The following is a 21827-nucleotide window of genomic DNA, read 5'->3' on the forward strand; positions in this document are numbered from 1 at the left end:
CCACCACCAGGGCACGCAATACTTTATTGCGATGCCGATTACTGAAAAGTAAAACACCATCTTAATGTCGAAATGAACCAACACTACAAAATATGGAGCGATACATCGGGTTCGAACCGATGACCTCAACCTTGGCAAGGTTGCGCTCTACCAACTGAGCTAGTATCGCATTTTCATTCTTAATATCTCTTACTTATAAAACTAAGAGAAAGAATGGAGGCGCCTCCCGGAGTCGAACCGAGGTCCACGGATTTGCAATCCGCTGCATAGCCACTCTGCCAAGGCGCCTTTTTAATTCAACACTTTAGGGACTTAAGTAAGCCGCACCGCTGTGTTCGGGTGCCTACTTTACGGATTGAGGGGAGATAGTCAAACAAAAAAGTGAATTTAAATTCCGTTTGCTGACATTTAAATCAAATTGCTGCATGTTCGATCTCTTTAATCAAAAAACACACAGCAAAATCGAGTTAAACAAGATGTTCTAGCGCTACCACTTCTTCATGAAACGACCGACAAGACTCGGATGATACGCCCAGCAGTGGTCAAACATAGTCATAAGTTGAGGGTTGCCATACTTAGAAAGACTAACCGCATGGAAACGGTTTTTGTGTTCTTTCAACTTTTCAACCTGAGCAATCATTTCGTCTGATTGTTTCGGCGCAATAAAGTCAGAAAGTACGATTAAATCGGCATTCTTGTATTTATCACCCGTCATTAGGTCAATCGACTTCATGAGAACAGGTTCCAAATCCGTACCGCCATGGAATGAGTAACTTAAGAAGTCGCTAGCTTCACGTAGGCCATCTTGCCTGGTTAACTCATAGGTAATCTGCTCAGAAGAAAAAAGAATCACATAACAGTCTCTCTCTTCTGCAAGAGCAATTTGCATTAAGGCATAAGCCATTGCTTTAGCAGACTGCTCAGGGAAGCCACTCATAGAACCCGAAGCGTCCACACAGACGATAAACGGGCCCTTTTCTATATCGATGTTCTTGCTATCTGGCTTTTGCGCTTTCACTTTACGTAACGTGCGTGATTTACCTTGCGAGCGATAGCTCAGTAAACGCTTATCGGCCAAGTGCTTGTAAAAGATAACCTCAAGTTCAGGGTAAGCTAGAAACATGGTTTCGTTTGGCAGCATCTTGTTGAGGTCATCACTTTCGTGAATCCCAACAATATCATCGACCGCTTCATCGCTTTTCTCTTCAACCATCTGCAATTCTTCTACAGGGGCTTTGTGTAGCGAAGGATCATCTTCCTCGCCAGCCATACGGCCTAGCTTTTCAGCGATCTCTTGCAAGCCCTTGTGCTTATTCAAGAACTCAGCATGACGTTTCATGATGGTAAGGTCTGTTTTGCTTAACTTGGCAGATGCCATGTCCCACAAGCGCCCTACACTGCCTTCATCACCCGACTCCGTCACTTTGTCCATGTTTTTCATGGTTTCCATGCGCTGATAAAGATCGGCTAAGACTTTTTCTTTGCTTGTTTCGAGTTCAGTTACTTGAGCTTGTTTAATCGCATCAGAAAGTGATTGGTACCATTGGTCGCAAAAGTAGTGTGGAAACATCGCGTTATAAACACCCTTGTTGTTCTCCATAAGGCGTCGAGCTTGTAGATAAAACGCTGAGTGCCACTCCAGCTTTTTGATAACGCTGTCAATCTCATCAAAGAACTGAGGTTCATCCCAGTAAATCACTTCTTGGTAAAGGGCGATTTCCTCTTGGAATCGATCAGTTTCACACACCTTAGTAACGCGTTTTTTAACTTTACCGCGCCATTTAACTAAGTGGTTTTTCACTGATGTTTTCACACCTTTGTTCTCTGCAGCCATCATGACTTGAGAACGAGCGATGAGATCATTCATCGCGGTATCAATGATTCCGGAATCAGCTACCATCAAAGCGAGGTTTAAGCCGTCTGCTCCTAACATATGCTCTCCTCTTACTCGAAGTACTGGCTCATAAACTTAATACGCTGAGCGATCTTGGCACTCTTCACTTTCGTGGTTTCAAGATCTTGCGTTACCGATTGCAAACTTGCTTCCATCGCTTTTGGTAAATCAGGGTCAATATAGTTATGAGGTAATGCATCATGGAATTCAGTACGAACGCGTTTTAACTTGAATTCAGCTTCAGTTAACTGTTCTAAGGCTTTCTCAGCGCCACTCAACCACTTGTTGTACAGTTCTTGGTCTAAACCGTCAGTAGTAACCACACTCACCAATACAGAGCGATTGGCGATGTCTTTAATCACTAATTGGTTTGATGCATCCAAGTCGAGTTTTAAACGGCATAGGTTTTTATTTTCGTTTACATAACCGTAAATATCACCGTGACCTTCTTTAAGAACACGATCAAAATCGTCTTTGGCTACGTATACCCAACGGCTATCGCCTTTCTCAGATTCAGAAACCGACATGTTGCTTTGCAGCATAACCAGTTTCACTAGATTGTAAGCACTGCCCACACTGTACATTTTCGCGTTCTTGATGTCATTCTGGTAAACATCTTTACGCAACAAGCCACTGGTTGACTCCATAGAAAGTGACACCGACAACGTTGATTCAACATCGTCTTGAATCTCTTCTAACTCTTCACGAGACATTTCAATTTGAGCTTTCGACTCTTGTTGATCAAACGCTCGGTTCAATGCAAAGTCTTTCACCACGCTACGAACCACATCACGTGATTCTGGGCTATGCCACAAACAATCTTGCAGAAGCATAATATCCAGAGGGTTCACGCTATCGCGACCACTAAAGAACGCACTCGCTTTCAATAGTTTAACGGCCTTCTTCCAGCGTCTGTCTGATACATACAATTCTGACTCTGAAGCAGAGCCTTGCTTCTTAACCGTCTCTTCAAGCATGGTTTTTAGTTCAAACAACTTATCAAACGAATTGTCTGTCAGTTCCAGCTTATCGAGCTCTTTCTGCCATTGATGGTATTCAATGTCCGTAATCGCCAAACCTTTTGGAATTACCGCTTCTTGAGAAGTACCCGTCGTCAGCATCGATTTGAAGTTTTGTTTGTTTTGAATACGGTTCACGAACACGCGTACCAACATACGGTCATAAAGTGCTTCCAAGCCGCTGTCTTCATCTGGAAGTTCGTTGGATGCCGATACTAGTAGACGCATCGGTACACGTTCAATATCACTGCCGTTTTTGAAAGTCTTTTCGTTAACGACAGTAAGTAGCGTGTTTAGGATTGCAGGGCCGGCTTTCCAGATCTCATCGAGGAATACAACTTGTGCAGTTGGTAGGTAGCCTTCGGTCAGTCTTACATAACGACCGTTATCTTTTAATTCTTGGATACTTAGCGGACCGAACACTTCCTCTGGCGTAGAGAAACGTGTCATCAAATATTCGAAATAGCTACTATTGTCAAAAGCTTGGATCAAGCGTTTAGCAATAAGACTTTTTGCGATGCCCGGAGGGCCTAATAGGAATACACTTTCGCCGGCGAGAGCCGCCAGTAAACAGAGCTTAATCGTGTCTTCTCTTTCATAGACACCATCGGATAGAGCATGCGCTAATTTATTGATTCTTTCAGAGAGTAGCGCTTTGTCAGCATGTGAGGAAATAGAAGGGTTCATGCGTTACTCCGGAAATCTTTTAACTGTTGATAGTGTAGATATGTTTTTATACATTTGTTAGCACTTTGTTACAAGTGTATTTTATTATTGAGTTGCATTTATATCAGATGGTTAGGGTCGTAATTTTCATGTAATCATAGATTCCAAATATGAGAGTAACATCACGAACGGCGCAAAACGAAATCTATAACTAAACCCAATTTTTCTTTTATTTTCGACACCATAGACGTTATGGTGGTGCACGTCTTCAGTTATCGACAAATTGGCAAGGAATGTGGCCAGACTGCATGAGTAAAGTTATCCATCAATGGAAAAGTATTTCTCTTATAGAAGAGAACGTGACGCTCCCTACGAACGTCATGGTAAAACATACAACAATCAACCACCCTGGCGCGGCCGTTATTCTTCCTATCACTTCGTCTGGAAAGATTATCCTCATTAATCAATTTCGCCCTTCTCTCAAAAAGTGGCTTCTAGAGTTACCTGCAGGCACTATGGAAATTGATGAGACACCTCTTCAATGTGCCCAACGCGAACTGGAAGAAGAAACAGGTTACAGTGCAACTTCTTTTCAAAGCTTGGGGCAAGTCACCCCTTTAGCTGGATTCTGTGATGAGATTCAGCATTTGTTCGTCGCCAAAGACTTAAGCCTCACTACCCGCTTTAAATGCGACGAAGATGAAGTCATAGAGGTGATCGAACTGAGTCTAGAAGAACTGCACGACAAAATACGACACGATCAAATTACCGATACCAAAACTATCGCTTGTTTAAGTAAAGCCCAACTATGCGGCCATCTATAGCCAATTATATGACTACCTAAAGTACTCTAGGAGAGAAACATGGACTTTCGTTCTGATACCGTAACTAAACCCTCACAAGCCATGCGTGACGCAATGGCAAACGCAGAAGTGGGCGATGATGTTTATGGCGATGACCCAACCGTCAACGAACTAGAACAGTGGGCAGCAAATGAGACAGGCTTTGAAGCGGCAATGTTTACCTCTTCAGGTACACAAGCCAACCTTCTTGGCTTAATGGCGCATTGTGAGCGTGGTGATGAATATCTGTGTGGCCAGCAGGCGCACAACTACAAATACGAAGCTGGCGGCGCTGCGGTCCTTGGTTCTATCCAACCTCAACCAATCGAGAATAACCCAGACGGTACTTTAGACTTTAAAAAGCTTGCCGCTGCGATTAAGCCCGACGACAGCCACTTTGCTCGTACCAAGCTTCTTAGTTTAGAAAACACGATCAATGGTAAAGTCCTGCCAATGTCTTATCTAGCGGAAGCACGTGAGTTCGTAAACCAACACAGACTTCAAATGCACCTAGATGGCGCGCGCGTCTATAACGCAGCAGTCGCATTAGATGTACACATCAAAGAGATCGCACAACATTTCGATTCTATGACGATTTGCTTATCGAAAGGTTTAGGCGCTCCTATCGGTTCATTACTTCTTGGCAACAAAGAATACATCGCAAAAGCACGTCGACTACGTAAAATGGTCGGTGGCGGTATGCGCCAAGCAGGTATTCTTGCCGCAGCGGGAAAAATGGCTTTAACAGAGAACGTTACTCAACTTAAAGCTGACCACGAGAACGCAAAAAATCTAGCGATTGGTTTAAGCAAACTAGAAGGTTTTTCTGTTAACCCTGATTTCATTCAAACTAACATTGTATTTGCTAAGTTAGATGAGTCTGTGGATATCAACCGAATCGCACGCGAACTGGGCGAACAAGGCATTACGATGTCACCAGGGAACCCTGTTCGATTTGTTACTCATAGAGATATCAGTTCAGAAGACATCGCTACTTTCCTAACTAAGTTGGAAAATGCGCTTTAAGCCATACTAAATGTTCACCCAGAACAAATAAGACTTGAGCTTCCTCTTAGGGGAAGCTTTATAATCATGTTTTTATCGGAGTAAAAACGTGCATTACCCAACCTTCGCTCTAATATTACTAGCTCTTTCCTCTAACCTTCATGCCTCTGATTTTGGCGACGCTGAACTAGGTAAAGTTAAATCACCAAGCTGCGTTTTTTGTCATAACCCTACCAGTCAATCGACTAATAACTCCTATCCTAAGCTTTCTGGCCAAGATCCAACCTATCTCTTTAATACAATGAAAGCGTATCAAACCGGAGATAGGCAGGGCGATTACGCGGATATGATGCGAGCGCAACTAAGTAAGCTTAACGATCAAGATTTGAAAGACATAGCGGCTTTTTACGCTTTACAATATTAGCGGCTCCCACCTTCAATAGGTCAATCATCAGCTAAATAAACATCACCAAGTCGCCTATACTTCAAGCAAGCTCATTGAAGGTCGGGATAGATATACCTTTACACGTATCATCCAACCCTTACAATGTGCAGCAAATATATTTATCAAGGTTTATCTCTATGTCTATTCAATGGTTTCCGGGTCACATGCATAAAGCCCGCAAAGAAATCGAAGAAGTTATCCCACAAGTTGATGTGATCATCGAAGTACTGGACGCTCGTATCCCGTTCAGTAGTGAAAACCCAATGATCTCTTCACTGCGCGGCGATAAGCCTTGTGTAAAAGTGCTGAACAAGCGTGACCTTGCAGATCCTGAACTGACTCAACGTTGGATTGAGCACTTCGAGAAGGAGCAAGGCGTTAAAGCGATTGCGATTACGACTAGCGTAAAAGAAGAAGTTAACCACGTTATGGAGCTGGTACGTAAACTGGCACCGCACCGTGAACAGATGGGCAAAAACATTCGTACAATGATCATGGGCATCCCGAACGTGGGTAAATCGACCATCATCAACTGCTTGGCTGGACGTACGATTGCGGTTACTGGTAACCAACCTGCGGTAACTCGTCGCCAACAACGTATCAATCTGCAAAATGGCGTGATCCTTTCAGATACTCCAGGAATCCTTTGGCCTAAAGTAGAAAACCCACACAGTGGCTTCCGCTTGGCTGCAACAGGTGCTGTAAAAGATACAGCGATGGAATACGATGAAGTGGCATTCTACACAGTAGAATACCTAGCAAAGCAGTACCCTAACCTTTTGCAAGAGCGTTACCAAATTGAAGAGCTGCCAGAGTCTGACATCGAATTGATGGAAGCAATTGGTCGTAAGCGTGGTGCACTTCGTGCCGGTGGTCATATCGACATTCACAAATGTTCAGAAATCCTGCTTCACGAATTGCGTAATGGCACTTTAGGTAAGGTAACGCTTGAGTTGCCAGAAATGATCACACAAGAGCTGATCGAAGTTGAAGAAGCGGCTGCGCTGAAAGCGGAACAACAGATTAAGAAAAAAGAAGAGCGTCGTAAGCGTTACCTGAAGAACAAGCGTTAATCGCGATTAGTTTTTATAATCTGCTTTAATTTCTGTTTACCACTCTTACACCAGCCTCTAGATATTCACGCTCTATCGATAATAGAGCGTGAATATTGCCCGCTACCGTTTGTTGATCTAGCTAACATACTGACAAATCTATAGAAATGGTCGTTTACAATCCCAAAGACTGTGACATACTACGCAAATTATTGTGTATCAATCTCGGCTAATTTCTCAATGCGCTCTTATTCTGGGTTCAAGAATCAAAGATTTAAAACCTATTTCGATAATGAAATTTATTTGCCGTACATAAATTTCATCTACATCCCTATCTCAATATTCTGTGCTTTTATCGTCACCGACTACATCCACTTTGGTAGCGAGTGCATTACGCCTATCATTTTCCGAGTCATACTTTTTTTATTGATGATGGCCGCCGCCAGATACTGTATTACAAACAAACCCAACGTTTTGGAACTCGTAGAAAGTGCCTTCCTTGTAATTAGCTCACTTTTCTTAGTTTATGTCGGTCGACTAGCCATCGAGCTGAACAACTTCGATTACCAAGGTGGCATCATTTTAGTGATGATCTACATTGGTACGTTTTCAAGATTGTCAGCCAGATACAGTATATCTACGCTGTCGTTTATCTTTTTGGCTTATCTCATCGGCCTTGCGCCACTGCTTTATGAAGCGGAGCCAGAGCATGAAATAGAAATAATTTCCGTTTATATCTCGGCTTACATCCTAATCTCAGCGGCCTGTATTAGACGTGACCTGGAAGTACACAAACGTTTCGCTCAATCCGAGCAACTCCGCAAACAAGCGATTCAGCTTCGCAAACAGTCCAATATGTTCGAGGCCCTTTCCTATCAAGACGCACTAACAGGTTGCTACAACCGCCTTTATCTTCATCAGGTGATAGAACCGAGCATAGACCGTCAGCGATCCATTACATCGATCATGATAGATATTGATCATTTCAAATCGATTAACGACACCTACGGCCATCAAATGGGTGACATGGTGATTAAAGAACTGGCCGATGAGATTCAAAAACGACTACCGACTAGCAGTAACTGCTTTCGATACGGCGGTGAAGAGTTTTTGGTGCTGGTCCAAGGAGAAACCGAGGCTTCAATTGAATCGCTAGTTAATGCCCTTTTAGAATCCCCTACTCGCCTTAGATTAGAAGTAACAATTTCAATCGGTGTGAAACATGCCCCTCAAGCCCTTGGTTCTGTCGAGCAGCTTATCGACGACGCTGACCAAGCACTTTACATTTCGAAGAAAGGCGGTAGAAATAAGATCACATGGTGTGATTAGTCGGCCAATATTTCACGCTCCTTAGCGATTCATTTAATGACCACCAATTCAATCAAAAAAGCCCCGAACAATTTAATGCTCGGGGCTTTTGTCTTTGTTCTTCTGCTTTAAATTAGCTTCGATAAGAACTCAAATAAACAGTACTCACATGAATCTACTAAGAATACACGACGCTTGCTGTTTTCTGTTCAAGCTCAACGGGAGAGTTCCAAGAAATCACTTTCTCGTTCACTTGGCTGCCGCATGGCGCGTTCCAAACTTGCTCAAGTTCTTCTTTACCGCCAATCGCCTGATAAAAAGCAATCGCTTGGTGGTTCTCAGACATCACCTCTAGGTAGAGCCCTGAGTCCGAATAGTATTGTTGCAACCACTTCGATAATTCAGACAACAAACGCTTGCCTACACCTCGACCACGATAATTATTGTCTACGTGTAGCGCATCAATGAACGTGCCACGTTCAAAGTTGTGATTACCGAACGCGCAGACGAAACCAACCAGTAAACCACCTTCTTCAAGCAATAAAACATGTTGGTTGAAAGGAGGATTAATCAAACGAGTCTGCCAAATAACAGATCTGTCCTCCAAAACATCATTTTCTAAGTAATCATCAGCAAGAATGCCACGGTAATATAGCTTCCAGCTATCCGCGTGTAATTGGGCAATCCGCTCATAATCTTTATATTCAGCTACCTTAATTTCCATTTATTAGCCCTTAGTACTTCCATTTATGACTTGCTACTACATTTCACACTACCTTTATACAATATTTAAGCAAAACATACTAATACACGTTTACACTTTCAATATTGACTTACACGTGTACGCTGATATTCTAGCGCACAGATGTAAGCCCAATGGAAATTTGCTAATGAATAGTGCCGACAAACAATCTACAAAAAAGCCGCCATTAATCTGGCTCAATATTTTTGTGTTCTCTTTTAGTATGCTGCTTGCTGTTGTAGCGGCTCCCGTTTATGGCTACTTTTTTGGCTATGGCATGGAGCACTGGATATGGCTAGCAATCTGCTTTACGTTCTGTAACCTTTCAATCACGACAGGTTATCACCGCTTATGGTCACATAAAGCGTTTGAAGCGCATTCAAGCCTAAGATTCCTGTTTGCATTAGGTGGTGCATTTGCCCTGCAGAACAGCGCGCTACACTGGTCTTCTGATCACCGTGTTCACCACAAGCATGTCGATAACAACGACAAAGACCCATACTCTGCAAAACGTGGATTTTGGTACTCACACATTGGCTGGATGATTCGTAATTACAGCACCTCAATGTACGAAAACTACGAAAACTGCCGTGACCTTAAAAAAGATAAGATTGTTATGTGGCAGCACAAGCACTATGTTCTGTTAGCATTACTAATGAATTTCGGTGTTCCTATCGCTTTAGGCTTGATTTACGGTGACGTGATTGGCATGTTGTTAATCGTAGGTGCAGTTCGTTTGGTACTTAACCACCACACAACATTCTTTATTAACTCTCTTGCTCACATCTGGGGTAGCCAACCTTTTACTGACAAAAACACAGCGCGTGATAACGGTGTGTTAGCAGTACTCACTTTCGGCGAAGGCTACCACAACTTCCACCACATCTTTGAGAACGACTACCGTAACGGCATCTACTGGTGGCAATACGATCCAACAAAATGGTTGATTAAGAGTGCTTCGTTGATGGGACTGGCAAGTAAGCTTAAGAAAACCCCTCAAGCTCGTATTGAGAAAGCTGAAGCGTCAATGTTACTTAAACGCACCCAGCAAAAAATCATGCATCGTGCCGACAAGCAACAAATCGCAGAGAAGCTTCAACAAGAGTTTGATGCTCTAGTATCAAACATGAACGAATATTACGAAGTTAAAAAACAGCTACTTGAAAGCAAGCGCGAAGACGTTGTGAAGAAGTACGAACACTCTGTTCTTAAGGTTCGTTATCAGCAAATCAAAATGAATTTCGAACAACAGAAGAAAAATTGGGCAATGACGGTTGAGCAATACGCTTAAGGTAAGACAGTACGCTTAACACCCCAGTTTGATTCTTATTCAAAAGCCCTCATATTGCTATGAGGGCTTTTTTTAATAAGCATAACCTACTCGGCTCTGGCCCTATGCTCTCGAGTTTGAATTGTGGATGGTAAGAACCATAGTTATTGGATTTCAGAACTCTTTCTTCATTCTGAATTTATACTTATATTACTTAAACTTACCGAGTTTAAAGCGAAGGAATTGAAAATGAGCAAACTGACTATTATTGCAACGATCGTCTCTAAAGAAGACAAAACTGAGCTTGTAAAAGCTGAGATGATTAAATTGATCGATAAAACCCGTGTTGAAGACGGCTGTATTAACTACGATCTGCACCAAGATAACAGTAACCCTGCTCACTTCGTTTTTCATGAGAACTGGGAGTCTGAAGTTCATCTAGAGAAACACTTAGCGAGCCAACACATCGCTGACTACATGGCTGCGACTGAAGGTTGTATTGAAACCTTTGTGCTTAATAAAATGACGCACATTGCCTAACCAGTCACTCAGTACTAATTCAATAAAAAGCCCTGCTCTGATCGCAGGGTTTGTCTTTTCTACAAGCTTATATCTGCTCATTCTAATAATGAAAAAACCCGCCAGAGTAGCGGGTATGGTCAATAATCATGACTGTCAAAGACAGATAGGTAACAACCATCAATCCAATATTGAGTACCACTTTACAGTGGCACTCTGACATTTCTTTTGCTGATCGCTAGCACGGGGGCACTAGTTAAAAGCACGAGCCAAAATGCCATTCCCTTGATATTGGTAAACACTTGAATTACTACTTACAAAGACCGATTCTCCGGGCTTAAGAGAAACTGACCGCCCTTCTGAAGTGACGGTCGCCTCTCCTTCCACACAGAACAAGATCTCCGCGCTACGTAGATACTGTGACTTGCTCTCATCAGTCGCAGACAAGATATCAAAGCCAAAGTCATCCACTGGAATCGGATAACTCATCTTGCCCTCTTTCAATACAGGCTTAAGGCGGATATCTTCTGGCTTAATCGGCTCAAAGATTGTGTTGTCGATAAGCTCAGGGACATCGATATATTTGGGAGTGAGACCGGCACGCAGCACATTGTCTGAGTTTGCCATAATCTCTAAACCCGTACCTTGAACATAAGCATGTGGGGTTTCTGCGAACAGGAACATCGCTTCACCGGGCGCCAGCTCAACCGTGTTAAGCATTAATGGTGCAAATAAGCCAATATCACCTGGATAATGCTGTTTGAATTCGATGCTGTATTGAAGAGCTTCACGCCCCATGACCGTTTTGGCTGGTCGCGCATGTGCAGCATAAAGCTCATTAAGCGCAGACGCTTTGCGGTCACCTTCAAGAGACATAATGGCGCTAAAGAACGACTTCAAAGAATCACTGTCGGCATTGGCTTTTAGTACATTAAGCTCAATCGCTAACGAAGGAATATCCGCTTCTTCGAACAAGGCAATAATGTCGTCGATTGGACGAAAGCCATTCATCGCTTTGTAGAAGGTCAACGCATAAACCAACTCAGGTTTATGGTTTGGATCTTTGTAGTTGCGATTAGACGCATTCAAAGGGATACCAAGTGCATTCTCACGCTCAAAACCTAATTCTGATTTTCGCTTGTTCGGGTGAACCTGAATCGATAACGGTGTTTCAGCGGCCAACACCTTAAACAAGAAAGGCAATTCACCGAAACGAGCCGCCGTGTATCCGCCTAAGACATCGATTTTGTTTTCATCAATCATGTGAGAAAGCGATTCACCGGTATCGCCTACCTTTGAACAACCATTTGGATGAGCACCCATCCAAATTTCTGCTTGAGGTTCCTGGTTTGGGTTCACAATACCAAACAATTGGTTAATGGAGTCTTTGCTTCCCCATGCGTAGTTTTGAATAACGTTGTCGAGTTTAAATAGAGACATAATTACTTCTCATTAAAAATCTGGCTACCAAGCTTGAGCGTGGCGGCGATATTACGGGCAGTGCGAGTCAGGTTTTGATTCGCTTCTGATAAAACTTGGTCTAAAGACTGAGGTGAACGTACGGTTCCAAATAAGCTAGACATTGAGCCGTAAAGTTTTTCAACGTCTTGCCCCAAAGAGCCCGCAATTCCAATGGTTGGAATACTCAACTTTTGAGCTCGCTGAGCGATGCCGAAAGGTGTTTTACCTTGCAGGGTTTGGTTGTCCATCTGCCCCTCTCCGGTCACGACCAGTGAAGCACCTTCAAGAACCTTATCTGCATCCAAGGCATCTAATACCATCTCAATACCCGCTTTAATTTGGATATTGAATGCAAGACTTAACCCCAGAGGTGTACCACCAGCAGCACCAAATCCAGCTGTGTCGCGATGATTAGTACCCGTATGTGCTTGAGCGATATCGGCAAAGTGCCCGATCGCAGTATCAAGTTGTTCAACTTGAGCTTTTGATGCGCCTTTTTGCGGACCAAACACAGTACTGGCTCCGCTTTCGCCACATAATGGATTATTCACATCACACGCGACCACGAACGTCACTTCTTTGCATCTAGGGTGCAGTCCTTCAAGATCGATGCTTGCTAACCGGCTTAATTCGGCGCCGCCACCAGATAGCTCGTTGCCTTGCTTGTCTAATAACTTGCCTCCCAACGCTTGTAAGATGCCAGCACCTGCATCATTGGTTGCGCTGCCGCCCAAACCAATAATGATTTGTTCAACACCTTGATCTAGTGCATCTTTGATCAATAGCCCAGTACCAAACGAAGATGCGGTTAACGGTGCTCTTTCTTCTACGGTTAATAGGTCTAAACCCGATGCTTGAGCAAATTCCACCAAGGCAGTTTTTACGTTGGCGCCATCAACAGTCTGTTCCAACGAAGCCCAATAAGCCGTACATTCACGCCCGATTGGATCCGTCGTGTGCAGCCGTTGCTTCTTACCATTGAGCGCCTCTAGCAACACGTCTACCGTGCCTTCTCCGCCATCGGCGAGTGGCATTTTCACAAACTCTGCGTAAGGGAAAACATCGGTAAATCCACGCTCAATGCAAGACGCAACTTGATGAGCGTCGAGTGATTCTTTAAATGAATCAGGGGCAATTACAATTTTCATTGTCGTTCACCATTCCCGCCCACCAAGGTGAGCGGGTTATCGAAATTAGAATTTGATTTGGAATGTTTTTGCTTGGCAAGGTGCTATCTGGCCGAACTCTTCAGATGCTACATCACCTTCGCGTACGCGCTCGTCCATGCTTGTCTCTTTCCAGCTTGAAACCGCTTGAGTAAAAGAGATTGAATCCGATACTGAACCCGATTCTGCCGGGTTGTAGACACGCATGATCAGTGCATCTTCGTCTTCCGCTTTCTTCAGCACACTCAACACCGCGCCTGATTGTTGCTTAGACAGAAGGCTAAAACTCATAGGTAGGTTCTGCTCACCCACGTTGAGCTTCATCGCGTTGTAAGGGATCTTGTTGTAGCATTCGATTTGAGTGACATTGTCACGTGCTTGCGCCATGATGTTCGCGTCAATATGGTTGCCAGAGAAGCCACACAGCGTGAATTCACACACTAGCTTGCCGCGCACTTGTGAATCAGGGGTCGGGATCTTGATGCCTGATGGACGGCCCGGACGAAGCAATAGCTCTTCTTTGCCTAATACGCCAATACCGCGGAATAGTGTCAGTGCGAAGGTATCTCTATTCTCGCCACCTTGGGATGCAATCACTTCAAATTCACGCAGACCATTCGACATGATCGCCATACCCGCTTTGCCGTTTTCTAACGCTGCAAAGTTCATTAACTGATACACAGGAACTGGTGCTTCTTTCCACTTTTCTTCTTCCCAAACCGCCATTGCTGGGTCATTGGTTGGTCGAGTAATACAACCGAACTGGTTATCCGCAACCACAGTTTCAGAAACGAATGGCGTTGGTACTAAGACACGTACACGGTGGTCGTCGGCTTGGTTGTCTAGTTCCATACGTACTTCAATGCGGCGAGAACCTTGCTTCAATACCACTTGGCATTGCGCTTCAACGAATCCGTTTTGACCCGTGCGTTCTTCACGCTCTGCAAGGTTTGCAGGTACGTTCATTCGGAAAGCGATGTTCGCTACCGATTGGAAGCCTTGGTGGTCAATCGATGTTTCGACTGGGAACTCGTCTGAGTACAGTAACCATTCTTGACGAGATGGAGAGTAATCGTACTCATCGCCGTCATCAGAACCGTCTTCCAAACGAAGTACTTGGTCGAACACTTGCTCTGTCTCTTTATCGAAAATAGTCAGAGTACCGTTGTCGTTCACATTGATTCGGTAGTACTCGTTTTCTAATAGGTAGTCCTTTTGCTCGGCAACTTTTACAGCGCCCTTCTCGTTACCTTGGATATGTAACGTGGTGAAGCCCATAGCTGGAACAGTGCGTTTGATTTGAATATCAAACTCCATGAACGGGTCGTAGTTACCGTAGTGAACGATTTGGCGGTCTACTTTACCTGGGTCAATTTGGCGCTTGTCTTGGATGAAGTACTCAACTGGGTTTTCGTTTTCATCAAAGATTGAAAATTCTTGAGCACGGATAGTAATGGTTGTGTTCACCACTTCTTCACGCTCGTACGGAGAAAGGTTAAACATCGCCAGTTTGTCGCAACCTTCGCGATCTGGCATGTGGTCAACAATCTTACGCTTGTAGAAATGAATCAGGTTGGTCGCCATGTCGTCCGCAAGGATGTAACGGTTTAGGATTTCAGCGTGAACCTTGTCAGAACAGCAGCAGCCAATCGAGTCATGAGCGTGGTTCTTCATGCTCTCTTTCCACATTTTCGCAATCAAACCATGGTGGTATTCGAAACCTAATGTCCAAGCGATAGACGCTAGAGGTTCTAGGATGTTTACAATCTTGTTTTCGATTTCCGCATGGATCAGTTTGATGTCCATACGTGTAGAAGAGATCGTACGGTGAACACGCATGTATTTACCGTCGTTGAACTCGCCTTTGATTGTGTCGAGTTGGTCGCGCGCCGCTTCTACTTTCTCGAACACTTCTTCGTAACGGCTCATTGAGAATTCACGATCTGGGTAGATTTCGCGAAGCTTGTCCATTACTTCAAAGATGTCTTTTTGAATCGGCATTTGGTCGTGGCCGTTCGGTAGCAAGATATCTTTAGTCACCGATGGCTTTTCTAGCACTGGGAAGTACTTATCTAAACGAGCACGCAAGCCTTCTTCGTCTTGTGGAAGGTATTTACCAATCGCGTAACCCAGCGGAAGCACTTGTGCCGTTACTTCACTGCCGTCATTAGACTGCCATAAGAATTCTGTTTTGTTGGTGCCATGACGCTCTGAACAACCACGCCAGAACATTGCACGCGTGATGTCGAAGCCGTTGTAGATCATTGGCAGCTGTGAGCTCATGCTGAATGAATCTGGTAGGTAACCAATCTTCATTGCATCGCCAAACTTCATACAGTCACGAATACCATACATCATGTTGCGTACAATTGACTCACCAGAAACTTGCATTGTGTCGGTTTGAGAATACCAAGGGCCAATAATTAACTTGCCCGCTTCAACCAATGCTTTTACGCGCTCTGTGTTTTCTGGTTTGATTGCGAAGTAGTCTTCTAAAACGGCGGTTTGACCATCTAGAACGTAGTATTTGTATTCTGGATCGCTCTCCAGACGGTTCATGATTTCTTCCATGTTGTTCACAAGAAGAATACGAGACTCTTCTGTTGTGAAATACCATTCACGATCCCAGTGCATGTGAGGAGTAATATGTACGCGTGATGTAGTCATAATCATTTACCTAAATGTGTCGCTTCGAGTAAAACTAAAGTTCGAACCCAAATACGACTAAATTAAATTTTTCAAGGGGTTAAAATTGGCTGCCACTAAATTTAGGGTGCAGAAAACCACGCCCAGAATCTGTGTGAATAAAACCGTTAGGAGCACAGGTATTTAGGGCAGCCAGTTGTTTGTTATTTTTTATATATTGATTTCGCAGTGAGTTAGGAGCTAACTCAAAATTCAGTTAGTTCTGTGTTGCAGTACTTGCTTCAAATTTACCCTTTTTTACCGCGTGACCACGCCACATCAGAAGAGTAATGGTTGAAATCACTGTGCCGACAATCGCAGCACCGAACCAGATTGCAGCAGCAGAGAATGCGCCTAAACCAGAATCGTGTAACAAGAAAATAGAGAAGATACCTGCGCCCGGAGTGGATAGACCAATACCTGCCGCACCCACCATTGCACCTGTTACTACAGAGCCTAGTAAGAATGAGCCGATTACACGGATTGGATCTTCAATCGCCATTGGGATTGCACCTTCAGTAATACCCGCAAGACCAAGTAGCCATGTAGATTTACCGGTTTCAATCTCAAAGTCTTTGAATAAGCGTGGAGCAATCATGGTAGAAGCCGTTACCGTGAACGCCGATACCATTTTTACTGAGCCAAAGATTGCGTAAGGACCATAAACACCGTTTGCCATTGCACCTAAACAGAATGCGTAAGCAGCTTTGTTTACCGGACCACCTAGGTCGAATGATACAAACAGACCTAAAATTGCACCCAATAACAACGCATTGGTGCCTGACATACCGTTCAACCAGTCCGTTAAACCTTGGTTTAAGAACGCAACAGGTTTACCGATAACAAACAGCATCAAGCTACCCGCTACCAAAGTACCAATCACCGGGTAAAGGTAGAAAGTAAGGAAGCCGTTAAATGCAGGGCCTAAGCGAACATGCTCTTTCACCCAGCGCATCACGTAACCCGCAATCAAACCACCAACAACACCGCCTAGGAAACCTGAACCAATGATGTTTGCAGCAATACCCGCAGCAAAACCAGGACCAAGTGCCGGTTTGTCGGCTAATGAGTAAGCAGTGTAAGCTGCCAGTACTGGCACCATTAATGTACCTAATAGGCCGCCACCTAATTTACGATACATCCACAGCCAAGAATCTTTTGTTGCGTAAAGCTCTTGCAGGTCAAAAATTTGCGCGATAAGAACAGCAACCGCAAGAACAGTACCACCAGCAACGATAAGAGGAACTGCGTAAGAAATACCAGAAAGCAGCGCTTGTTTAAGCTCAGTTTTCAGTGGCAGTTTTTTCGGTTTGTCATCAGTAGCCACTGTGCGTTCTGCACCGTTACCTTTTTTCGACTCTTCAATCGCTTCATTTAGAATGCGTTCACCGTGTTTAATCGGTTCTGCAACTGGCGTTTCAACACGAGGGATTCCGTTAAAACGATCCACTTCTTTAATCGCGACTTCAGCAGCAAAAACACACGCCACAGCATTGTTTAATTGCTCAGCCGTCAAACGATCTTCAATGCCATTTGCGCCCTGCTTTTCAACATGAACCTTGTAGCCAAGCTTTTTGCCCGCTTTTTCAAGGTATTCTGCAGCCATATAGGTGTGAGCAATGCCTGCAGGGCAAGCAGTAACACATACAATTGTCGGCGCATTTGTATCTAAGTTGTCTTGTTTTTCTTCTTGCTGATTATCGCCATCAAGAAGCGCGAAGATTTCATCAGCGGTTGTTGCTTTTAATACTGCTTCACGAACATCGTCATCAACCAATGTGGTTGTCAGTTCGGTCAGCAGGTGCATGTGGGTAGAACCCGCTTCTGCATTTGGAATGGCAATTAGGAAGATAAGATTCACATCTTCGTCTTCATCTAGGCCTTTCCATTTCATGTCTTCTTTCAATGTTGCAACAGCGAAACCAGCTTCTTTAACCGCGTCAGTCTTGCCGTGCGGTACTGCTAGGCCTTCGCCAAGCGCTGTCGGGCCTTGCTCTTCACGAGCAAATACTGCATCAAGATACTCTTGTTTGTTGTGCAGTTTGCCTTGCTGATTCAGTTGGTCAGCAAGTGCGTAAATCGCTTCTTCTCGACTGCTAAACGTAGTTTGCAGATTTACGAGCGACTTATTCGTTAGAGTAGTAAGTTTCATAACCTTTGTCCCATAGTCACAGATTAGTACGACAGTCGTCCCTGCCGACGAGATGAATAATACAACCTCAAGACATTTAATCCGTGATCACGATCTCATCAATACATATTTGTATTTAATTTGTATTTAAAACTGTATTGGTAAATCCTTTAAGAAAGCTTGTTATGTATCGTTTAATTTGTATTATATGTACTACAAAACGCCGATACGATGCTCACACTAACCTTTAAAGCAAAGCTTATATAGAGCAAATTTACGTATTTAAGGTACAGGTTGTTAATCAAAGTCTAGTTGTCCTAGCGCACAAATGAGGCAAAAATGGCAAGACTCCCTATGTATCGCCAAATCGCCGATGCAATAAGAGAAAAGATCAGTTCTGGAGAATATAAAGTTGGAGAAGCACTCCCAACGGAAGCGCAATTGCGTGAAGTATTCTCGGTAAGCCGCGTAACGGTTAGGCAAGCACTGAAACTACTGATCGAAAACGATGAGCTTGAAAGCGTTCAAGGCAGCGGCACTTACGTAAAAGAGAACAAGATCAATTACGACATCTACAAACAGTCGAGCTTTCAAGAAAAGTGGGCGCATTTGGATGTGGTTACACACAGTGAAGTTCTGGCCTTCGAAATGAAGCCGTGTTCTTTGGCGATGTCTGAACATTTAGATATCAAAGAAGGCGAATTGGTTTTCTACGTAAAACGTGTTCGTTTCATAGACAACAATCCAATCACGGTTGAAGAAACTTGGTTACCTGTTGCTCTATTCCCAGATCTCACCTATCAAGTGATGCAGACATCAAAATACGACTTTATTGAGAACACCAAAGGCATGGTGATTGATCGAAGTGAGCAGGAATTGGTACCGATTCTTCCGCCTGAAGACGTTGCTAAACAGTTAGGTATTGACCCTGCTCAACCGATTATTGAAAAACGTACTCGTGGTTACCTAGCTAACAACACAGTATTTGAATACAGCCGCAACTACTTCACATCTAACGATTACCGATTCACTTTGGTCGCCAGACGCCAGAGATAATGCTCATCAGCGAGTTTCGATAATAGCAAAATGACCAACACAGAGAGCGCCTTGTTCTCTGTGTTTCTATGCTGTTAACTCAATCATAAAACCAACTTTCCTACCCAAATATTCCTAAACCAATATCAAGTAACCTCACGAAAGATCATTCACATTCATTTAAATACTGTTCTGGCGCTTTGACCATAAACTAAGCGCCAAATTACAAGAACAACAGTCGACAGGAATGTAGATGAATACCAAACAACTTGAGGACGCTGTAAGTGAAGTGAGCTTATTCAATCAGCACCTCCACTTAATCCAATCCGTGCATACCATTCCGACCCCAAAAATGAATTGGGAGTCGATTGCGATGGAACCTGCGCCGACAATGCCAACGGTTCGATTCGATCACTGTCTACTCATCAGACTAACACTTAGTTCGTCGTGTTAAATCACTTTATATACAAAACCATTATGTCGAAACACACTATCTCACGAACATCGCACCCATTAGCAAATACAATTTCATACACACGATTCCTACCAAAGCTACCTTTAGTTCTAATCGCTTTCTCTATGCCCCTATTCGCAGAAGAAGTTGAAGAAGTGGTACTCGAGGACGAAGTCGTATTAAATGAAGGTTCTGAGTTAAACGAAGAAGCTGAAGAATCGCCTTATTATAACTTGTGTTTTAGCGCTTACTTATGGGAAGTAAGTAGGCGTTAAACATAAGTAATCTTTAAATGTAAGTAAGCTTAAAAGCTAAGATTCTCACCTCTTTACTCCGATAAATACCCACTTCGTTACACGTTTCCTTCCAAAGTACAAAAAATACTCGCGATTTATAAAACAACACCACCATATGCAAATAGAACAACCAAAGGTGATCCAAGTTATATTCTAACAAGCCACAAAATTTGTTTATTAACATCTAAACAACAGTAGTTATTCACGATTTACAACCACAATTAACATCGAAAAAAATGTTTGTCTTAGATCATATCAACCTCAACTATGCCTCGTGCCACAGTGCAGTTTTCTGTACATTCATTGTCATATTCTGAAACACTTTCTTATATTTTTTAAACTTTGTGGAGATTTATATGTTAGAGCTCTTGATCGGATTAGTGATTACTATTGCTGTTGGTTACTTTATTGTAAAAGGCTATAAAGCGGCGGGTGTATTACTAACTGCTGGCCTTGCCCTACTTCTTATCACCGGCCTTATTGGTCACACAGTCTTACCAGCTAAGGTAGCTTCAACAGGTAACATGGTTACCGACTCACTAGAATTTGTTAAATACATGCTTCAGTACCGCGGGGGCGGCCTAGGCATGCAAATCATGCTTCTTTGTGGTTTTGCTTCTTACATGACGCACATTGGTGCTAACAACGTGGTAGTGAAACAGTTCTCTAAACCGCTTGCTGCGATCAAATCTCCCTATGTACTTCTTGTTGCGGCTTACATCGTAGCGTGTCTGATGTCTCTAGCAGTAAGTTCTGCAACGGGTCTTGGTGTGCTATTGATGGCAACCCTATTCCCAATGATGACGGCAATGGGTATTTCTCGCCCAGCGGCAGTTGCAGTTTGTGCGTCACCTGCAGCCATCATTCTTTCACCAACGTCTGGTGATGTGGTTATCGCGGCAGAAAAATCAGGCATGTCTCTTGATGTGTTTGCTGTTCAAACGGTACTGCCTGTTTCTATCTGTGCGATCATCGTGATGGCGGGTGCGGCTTTCTTCTGGAACAAATACCTAGATAAGAAAGAAAACACACCAATGGAAAAAGTAGACGTTTCTGAAATCGAAACAACGGCGCCGGCTTTCTACGCTGCACTTCCATTCCTACCTATCATCGGCGTTTTCCTATTCAACGGTCGTACGATTCCAGGGCTTTCACTTGATATCTACACTATTGTGGTAGGTTCTATCTTCGTAGGCGCAGTTATCGATTACGTTGTTAAGAAGTTTGACGGCGAGAAAACACTAGAAGATCTAGACTCTTGCTACCAAGGCATGGCTGACGCGTTCAAAGGCGTGGTAATGCTGTTGGTTGCGGCGGGCGTATTTGCTCAAGGTCTAATGTCTATCGGTGCAATTGATAACCTAATCGGTCTTGCCGAATCTGCAGGCGCAGGCGGTATCGCATTGATGCTTATCCTCACAGGTCTAACGGTTGCTGCGGCAATTGCGACAGGTTCAGGTAATGCACCTTTCTATGCATTCGTAGAACTGGCTCCATCATTAGCGGCGAAAATGGGCTTGAACCCAGCGTTCCTAATCATCCCAATGCTTCAAGCATCGAACCTAGGTCGTACAATTTCACCAGTATCTGGCGTAATCGTAGCGACTTCTGGTATGGGTAAAATCAGCCCATTTGAAGTCGTAAAACGTACGTCTGTACCCGTAATCTGTGGTCTTATTACGGTTATCTTCGGTACGCTTGTATTGGTTCCAATGTCGGCGTAAGCCTTAAATTTCGATTCTCAAAGAACGAAGAACAAACGAACACCAATACTGATATAAAATGCGTAAACAAAAAGGCGCTGAACCTAATAAGTTCAGCGCCTTTTTTAATATCA

At 43.6% G+C, this 21827-nt stretch carries 18 protein-coding genes and 2 tRNA genes; 11 read left to right on the forward strand and 9 right to left on the reverse strand.

The features are described from left to right. Positions 1 to 93: 93 nt before the first annotated feature. The 4 genes from AB4351_RS21450 to AB4351_RS21465 form a co-directional block, all read right to left on the reverse strand. Positions 94 to 169, reverse strand: a tRNA-Gly gene (locus AB4351_RS21450). A 45-nt stretch (positions 170 to 214) separates the two neighbouring features. Beyond that, positions 215 to 288 (reverse strand) — tRNA-Cys (locus tag AB4351_RS21455). Positions 289 to 487: 199 nt separating this feature from the next. Next, the gene (gene viaA, locus AB4351_RS21460; RefSeq protein ID WP_017070584.1) at positions 488 to 1933 is read right to left on the reverse strand and encodes an ATPase RavA stimulator ViaA; all 1446 of its coding nucleotides are present in this window, start codon (positions 1931 to 1933) and stop codon (positions 488 to 490) included. An 11-nt stretch (positions 1934 to 1944) separates the two neighbouring features. Beyond that, entirely contained in the window at positions 1945 to 3600 is a 1656-nt protein-coding gene (locus tag AB4351_RS21465) for an ATPase RavA domain-containing protein (protein ID WP_017067123.1), read from the reverse strand. A 287-nt stretch (positions 3601 to 3887) separates the two neighbouring features. Here AB4351_RS21465 and AB4351_RS21470 point away from each other — a divergent pair, with 287 nt between their 5' ends. The 5 genes from AB4351_RS21470 (at position 3888) to AB4351_RS21490 (ending at position 8252) form a co-directional block, all read left to right on the forward strand. Further along, on the forward strand, positions 3888 to 4403 hold the full coding sequence (locus AB4351_RS21470; RefSeq protein WP_372127120.1) for an NUDIX hydrolase: 516 nt from the start codon (positions 3888 to 3890) through the stop codon (positions 4401 to 4403). Between the two features lie 39 nt (positions 4404 to 4442). After that, positions 4443 to 5447 (forward strand): low-specificity L-threonine aldolase, encoded by a 1005-nt coding sequence (ltaE, locus tag AB4351_RS21475; protein WP_372055212.1) that lies wholly within the window; start codon positions 4443 to 4445, stop codon positions 5445 to 5447. An 88-nt stretch (positions 5448 to 5535) separates the two neighbouring features. Further along, on the forward strand, positions 5536 to 5850 hold the full coding sequence (locus AB4351_RS21480) for a cytochrome c (protein WP_372127122.1): 315 nt from the start codon (positions 5536 to 5538) through the stop codon (positions 5848 to 5850). Between the two features lie 158 nt (positions 5851 to 6008). Next, complete coding sequence (ylqF, locus tag AB4351_RS21485; RefSeq protein WP_029405588.1) at positions 6009 to 6944, forward strand: ribosome biogenesis GTPase YlqF; 936 nt, start codon at positions 6009 to 6011, stop codon at positions 6942 to 6944. Between the two features lie 282 nt (positions 6945 to 7226). Next, positions 7227 to 8252: a GGDEF domain-containing protein gene (locus AB4351_RS21490; protein WP_170964249.1), complete on the forward strand. Its 1026-nt coding sequence runs from the start codon at positions 7227 to 7229 to the stop codon at positions 8250 to 8252. Positions 8253 to 8409: 157 nt separating this feature from the next. On the opposite strand, the gene AB4351_RS21495 is transcribed toward AB4351_RS21490, so the two are convergent. After that, positions 8410 to 8955 carry a GNAT family N-acetyltransferase gene (locus tag AB4351_RS21495; RefSeq protein ID WP_372127124.1) on the reverse strand — a complete coding sequence of 182 codons (546 nt, stop codon included), beginning with the start codon at positions 8953 to 8955 and terminating at the stop codon, positions 8410 to 8412. 166 nt (positions 8956 to 9121) lie between these two features. On the opposite strand from AB4351_RS21495, the gene AB4351_RS21500 reads away from it, so the two are divergent. Beyond that, a complete protein-coding gene (locus AB4351_RS21500; RefSeq protein ID WP_372127126.1) occupies positions 9122 to 10264 on the forward strand; it encodes an acyl-CoA desaturase in 1143 nt (380 codons plus the stop codon). 228 nt (positions 10265 to 10492) lie between these two features. Beyond that, complete coding sequence (locus AB4351_RS21505) at positions 10493 to 10783, forward strand: putative quinol monooxygenase (protein ID WP_017062602.1); 291 nt, start codon at positions 10493 to 10495, stop codon at positions 10781 to 10783. Between the two features lie 231 nt (positions 10784 to 11014). On the opposite strand, the gene manA is transcribed toward AB4351_RS21505, so the two are convergent. The 4 genes from manA to mngA all read right to left on the reverse strand — a co-directional run bounded on the left by manA (position 11015) and on the right by mngA (position 18226). Beyond that, positions 11015 to 12202, reverse strand: a complete 1188-nt coding sequence (manA, locus tag AB4351_RS21510) for a mannose-6-phosphate isomerase, class I (protein ID WP_017070588.1) — start codon at positions 12200 to 12202, stop codon at positions 11015 to 11017. A gap of 2 nt (positions 12203 to 12204) precedes the next feature. Next, a complete protein-coding gene (locus AB4351_RS21515) occupies positions 12205 to 13371 on the reverse strand; it encodes a glycerate kinase (RefSeq protein WP_372127128.1) in 1167 nt (388 codons plus the stop codon). A 45-nt stretch (positions 13372 to 13416) separates the two neighbouring features. After that, positions 13417 to 16056, reverse strand: coding sequence for a mannosylglycerate hydrolase (mngB, locus tag AB4351_RS21520; protein ID WP_372127130.1), 2640 nt, complete (start codon positions 16054 to 16056; stop codon positions 13417 to 13419). A 235-nt stretch (positions 16057 to 16291) separates the two neighbouring features. Continuing rightward, complete coding sequence (mngA, locus tag AB4351_RS21525; protein WP_017070591.1) at positions 16292 to 18226, reverse strand: PTS 2-O-a-mannosyl-D-glycerate transporter subunit IIABC; 1935 nt, start codon at positions 18224 to 18226, stop codon at positions 16292 to 16294. A 318-nt stretch (positions 18227 to 18544) separates the two neighbouring features. On the opposite strand from mngA, the gene AB4351_RS21530 reads away from it, so the two are divergent. The 4 genes from AB4351_RS21530 to dcuC all read left to right on the forward strand — a co-directional run bounded on the left by AB4351_RS21530 (position 18545) and on the right by dcuC (position 21714). After that, positions 18545 to 19261, forward strand: coding sequence for a GntR family transcriptional regulator (locus AB4351_RS21530; protein ID WP_009845448.1), 717 nt, complete (start codon positions 18545 to 18547; stop codon positions 19259 to 19261). A 232-nt stretch (positions 19262 to 19493) separates the two neighbouring features. Continuing rightward, complete coding sequence (locus AB4351_RS21535; protein ID WP_080582262.1) at positions 19494 to 19694, forward strand: hypothetical protein; 201 nt, start codon at positions 19494 to 19496, stop codon at positions 19692 to 19694. Between the two features lie 23 nt (positions 19695 to 19717). Then, positions 19718 to 19969: a hypothetical protein gene (locus tag AB4351_RS21540; RefSeq protein WP_133151380.1), complete on the forward strand. Its 252-nt coding sequence runs from the start codon at positions 19718 to 19720 to the stop codon at positions 19967 to 19969. Positions 19970 to 20346: 377 nt separating this feature from the next. Beyond that, on the forward strand, positions 20347 to 21714 hold the full coding sequence (dcuC, locus tag AB4351_RS21545) for an anaerobic C4-dicarboxylate transporter DcuC (protein ID WP_017062608.1): 1368 nt from the start codon (positions 20347 to 20349) through the stop codon (positions 21712 to 21714). The last annotated feature ends 113 nt before the right edge of the window (positions 21715 to 21827 follow it).

It is taken from the genome of Vibrio sp. 10N.261.51.F11, from assembly GCF_041471665.1.
GTDB lineage: Bacteria > Pseudomonadota > Gammaproteobacteria > Enterobacterales > Vibrionaceae > Vibrio > Vibrio crassostreae_C.

Excerpts from the sequence above, each read along its gene's own strand:
- viaA (WP_017070584.1), bottom strand. The coding sequence starts at position 1,933 with ATGTTAGGAGCAGACGGCTTAAACCTCGCTTTGATGGTAGCTGATTCC.
- AB4351_RS21465 (WP_017067123.1), bottom strand. The coding sequence starts at position 3,600 with ATGAACCCTTCTATTTCCTCACATGCTGACAAAGCGCTACTCTCTGAA.
- AB4351_RS21470 (WP_372127120.1), top strand. The coding sequence starts at position 3,888 with ATGAGTAAAGTTATCCATCAATGGAAAAGTATTTCTCTTATAGAAGAG.
- ltaE (WP_372055212.1), top strand. The coding sequence starts at position 4,443 with ATGGACTTTCGTTCTGATACCGTAACTAAACCCTCACAAGCCATGCGT.
- ylqF (WP_029405588.1), top strand. The coding sequence starts at position 6,009 with ATGTCTATTCAATGGTTTCCGGGTCACATGCATAAAGCCCGCAAAGAA.
- AB4351_RS21495 (WP_372127124.1), bottom strand. The coding sequence starts at position 8,955 with ATGGAAATTAAGGTAGCTGAATATAAAGATTATGAGCGGATTGCCCAA.
- AB4351_RS21500 (WP_372127126.1), top strand. The coding sequence starts at position 9,122 with ATGAATAGTGCCGACAAACAATCTACAAAAAAGCCGCCATTAATCTGG.
- AB4351_RS21505 (WP_017062602.1), top strand. The coding sequence starts at position 10,493 with ATGAGCAAACTGACTATTATTGCAACGATCGTCTCTAAAGAAGACAAA.
- manA (WP_017070588.1), bottom strand. The coding sequence starts at position 12,202 with ATGTCTCTATTTAAACTCGACAACGTTATTCAAAACTACGCATGGGGA.
- AB4351_RS21515 (WP_372127128.1), bottom strand. The coding sequence starts at position 13,371 with ATGAAAATTGTAATTGCCCCTGATTCATTTAAAGAATCACTCGACGCT.
- mngB (WP_372127130.1), bottom strand. The coding sequence starts at position 16,056 with ATGACTACATCACGCGTACATATTACTCCTCACATGCACTGGGATCGT.
- mngA (WP_017070591.1), bottom strand. The coding sequence starts at position 18,226 with ATGAAACTTACTACTCTAACGAATAAGTCGCTCGTAAATCTGCAAACT.
- AB4351_RS21530 (WP_009845448.1), top strand. The coding sequence starts at position 18,545 with ATGGCAAGACTCCCTATGTATCGCCAAATCGCCGATGCAATAAGAGAA.
- AB4351_RS21535 (WP_080582262.1), top strand. The coding sequence starts at position 19,494 with ATGAATACCAAACAACTTGAGGACGCTGTAAGTGAAGTGAGCTTATTC.
- AB4351_RS21540 (WP_133151380.1), top strand. The coding sequence starts at position 19,718 with ATGTCGAAACACACTATCTCACGAACATCGCACCCATTAGCAAATACA.
- dcuC (WP_017062608.1), top strand. The coding sequence starts at position 20,347 with ATGTTAGAGCTCTTGATCGGATTAGTGATTACTATTGCTGTTGGTTAC.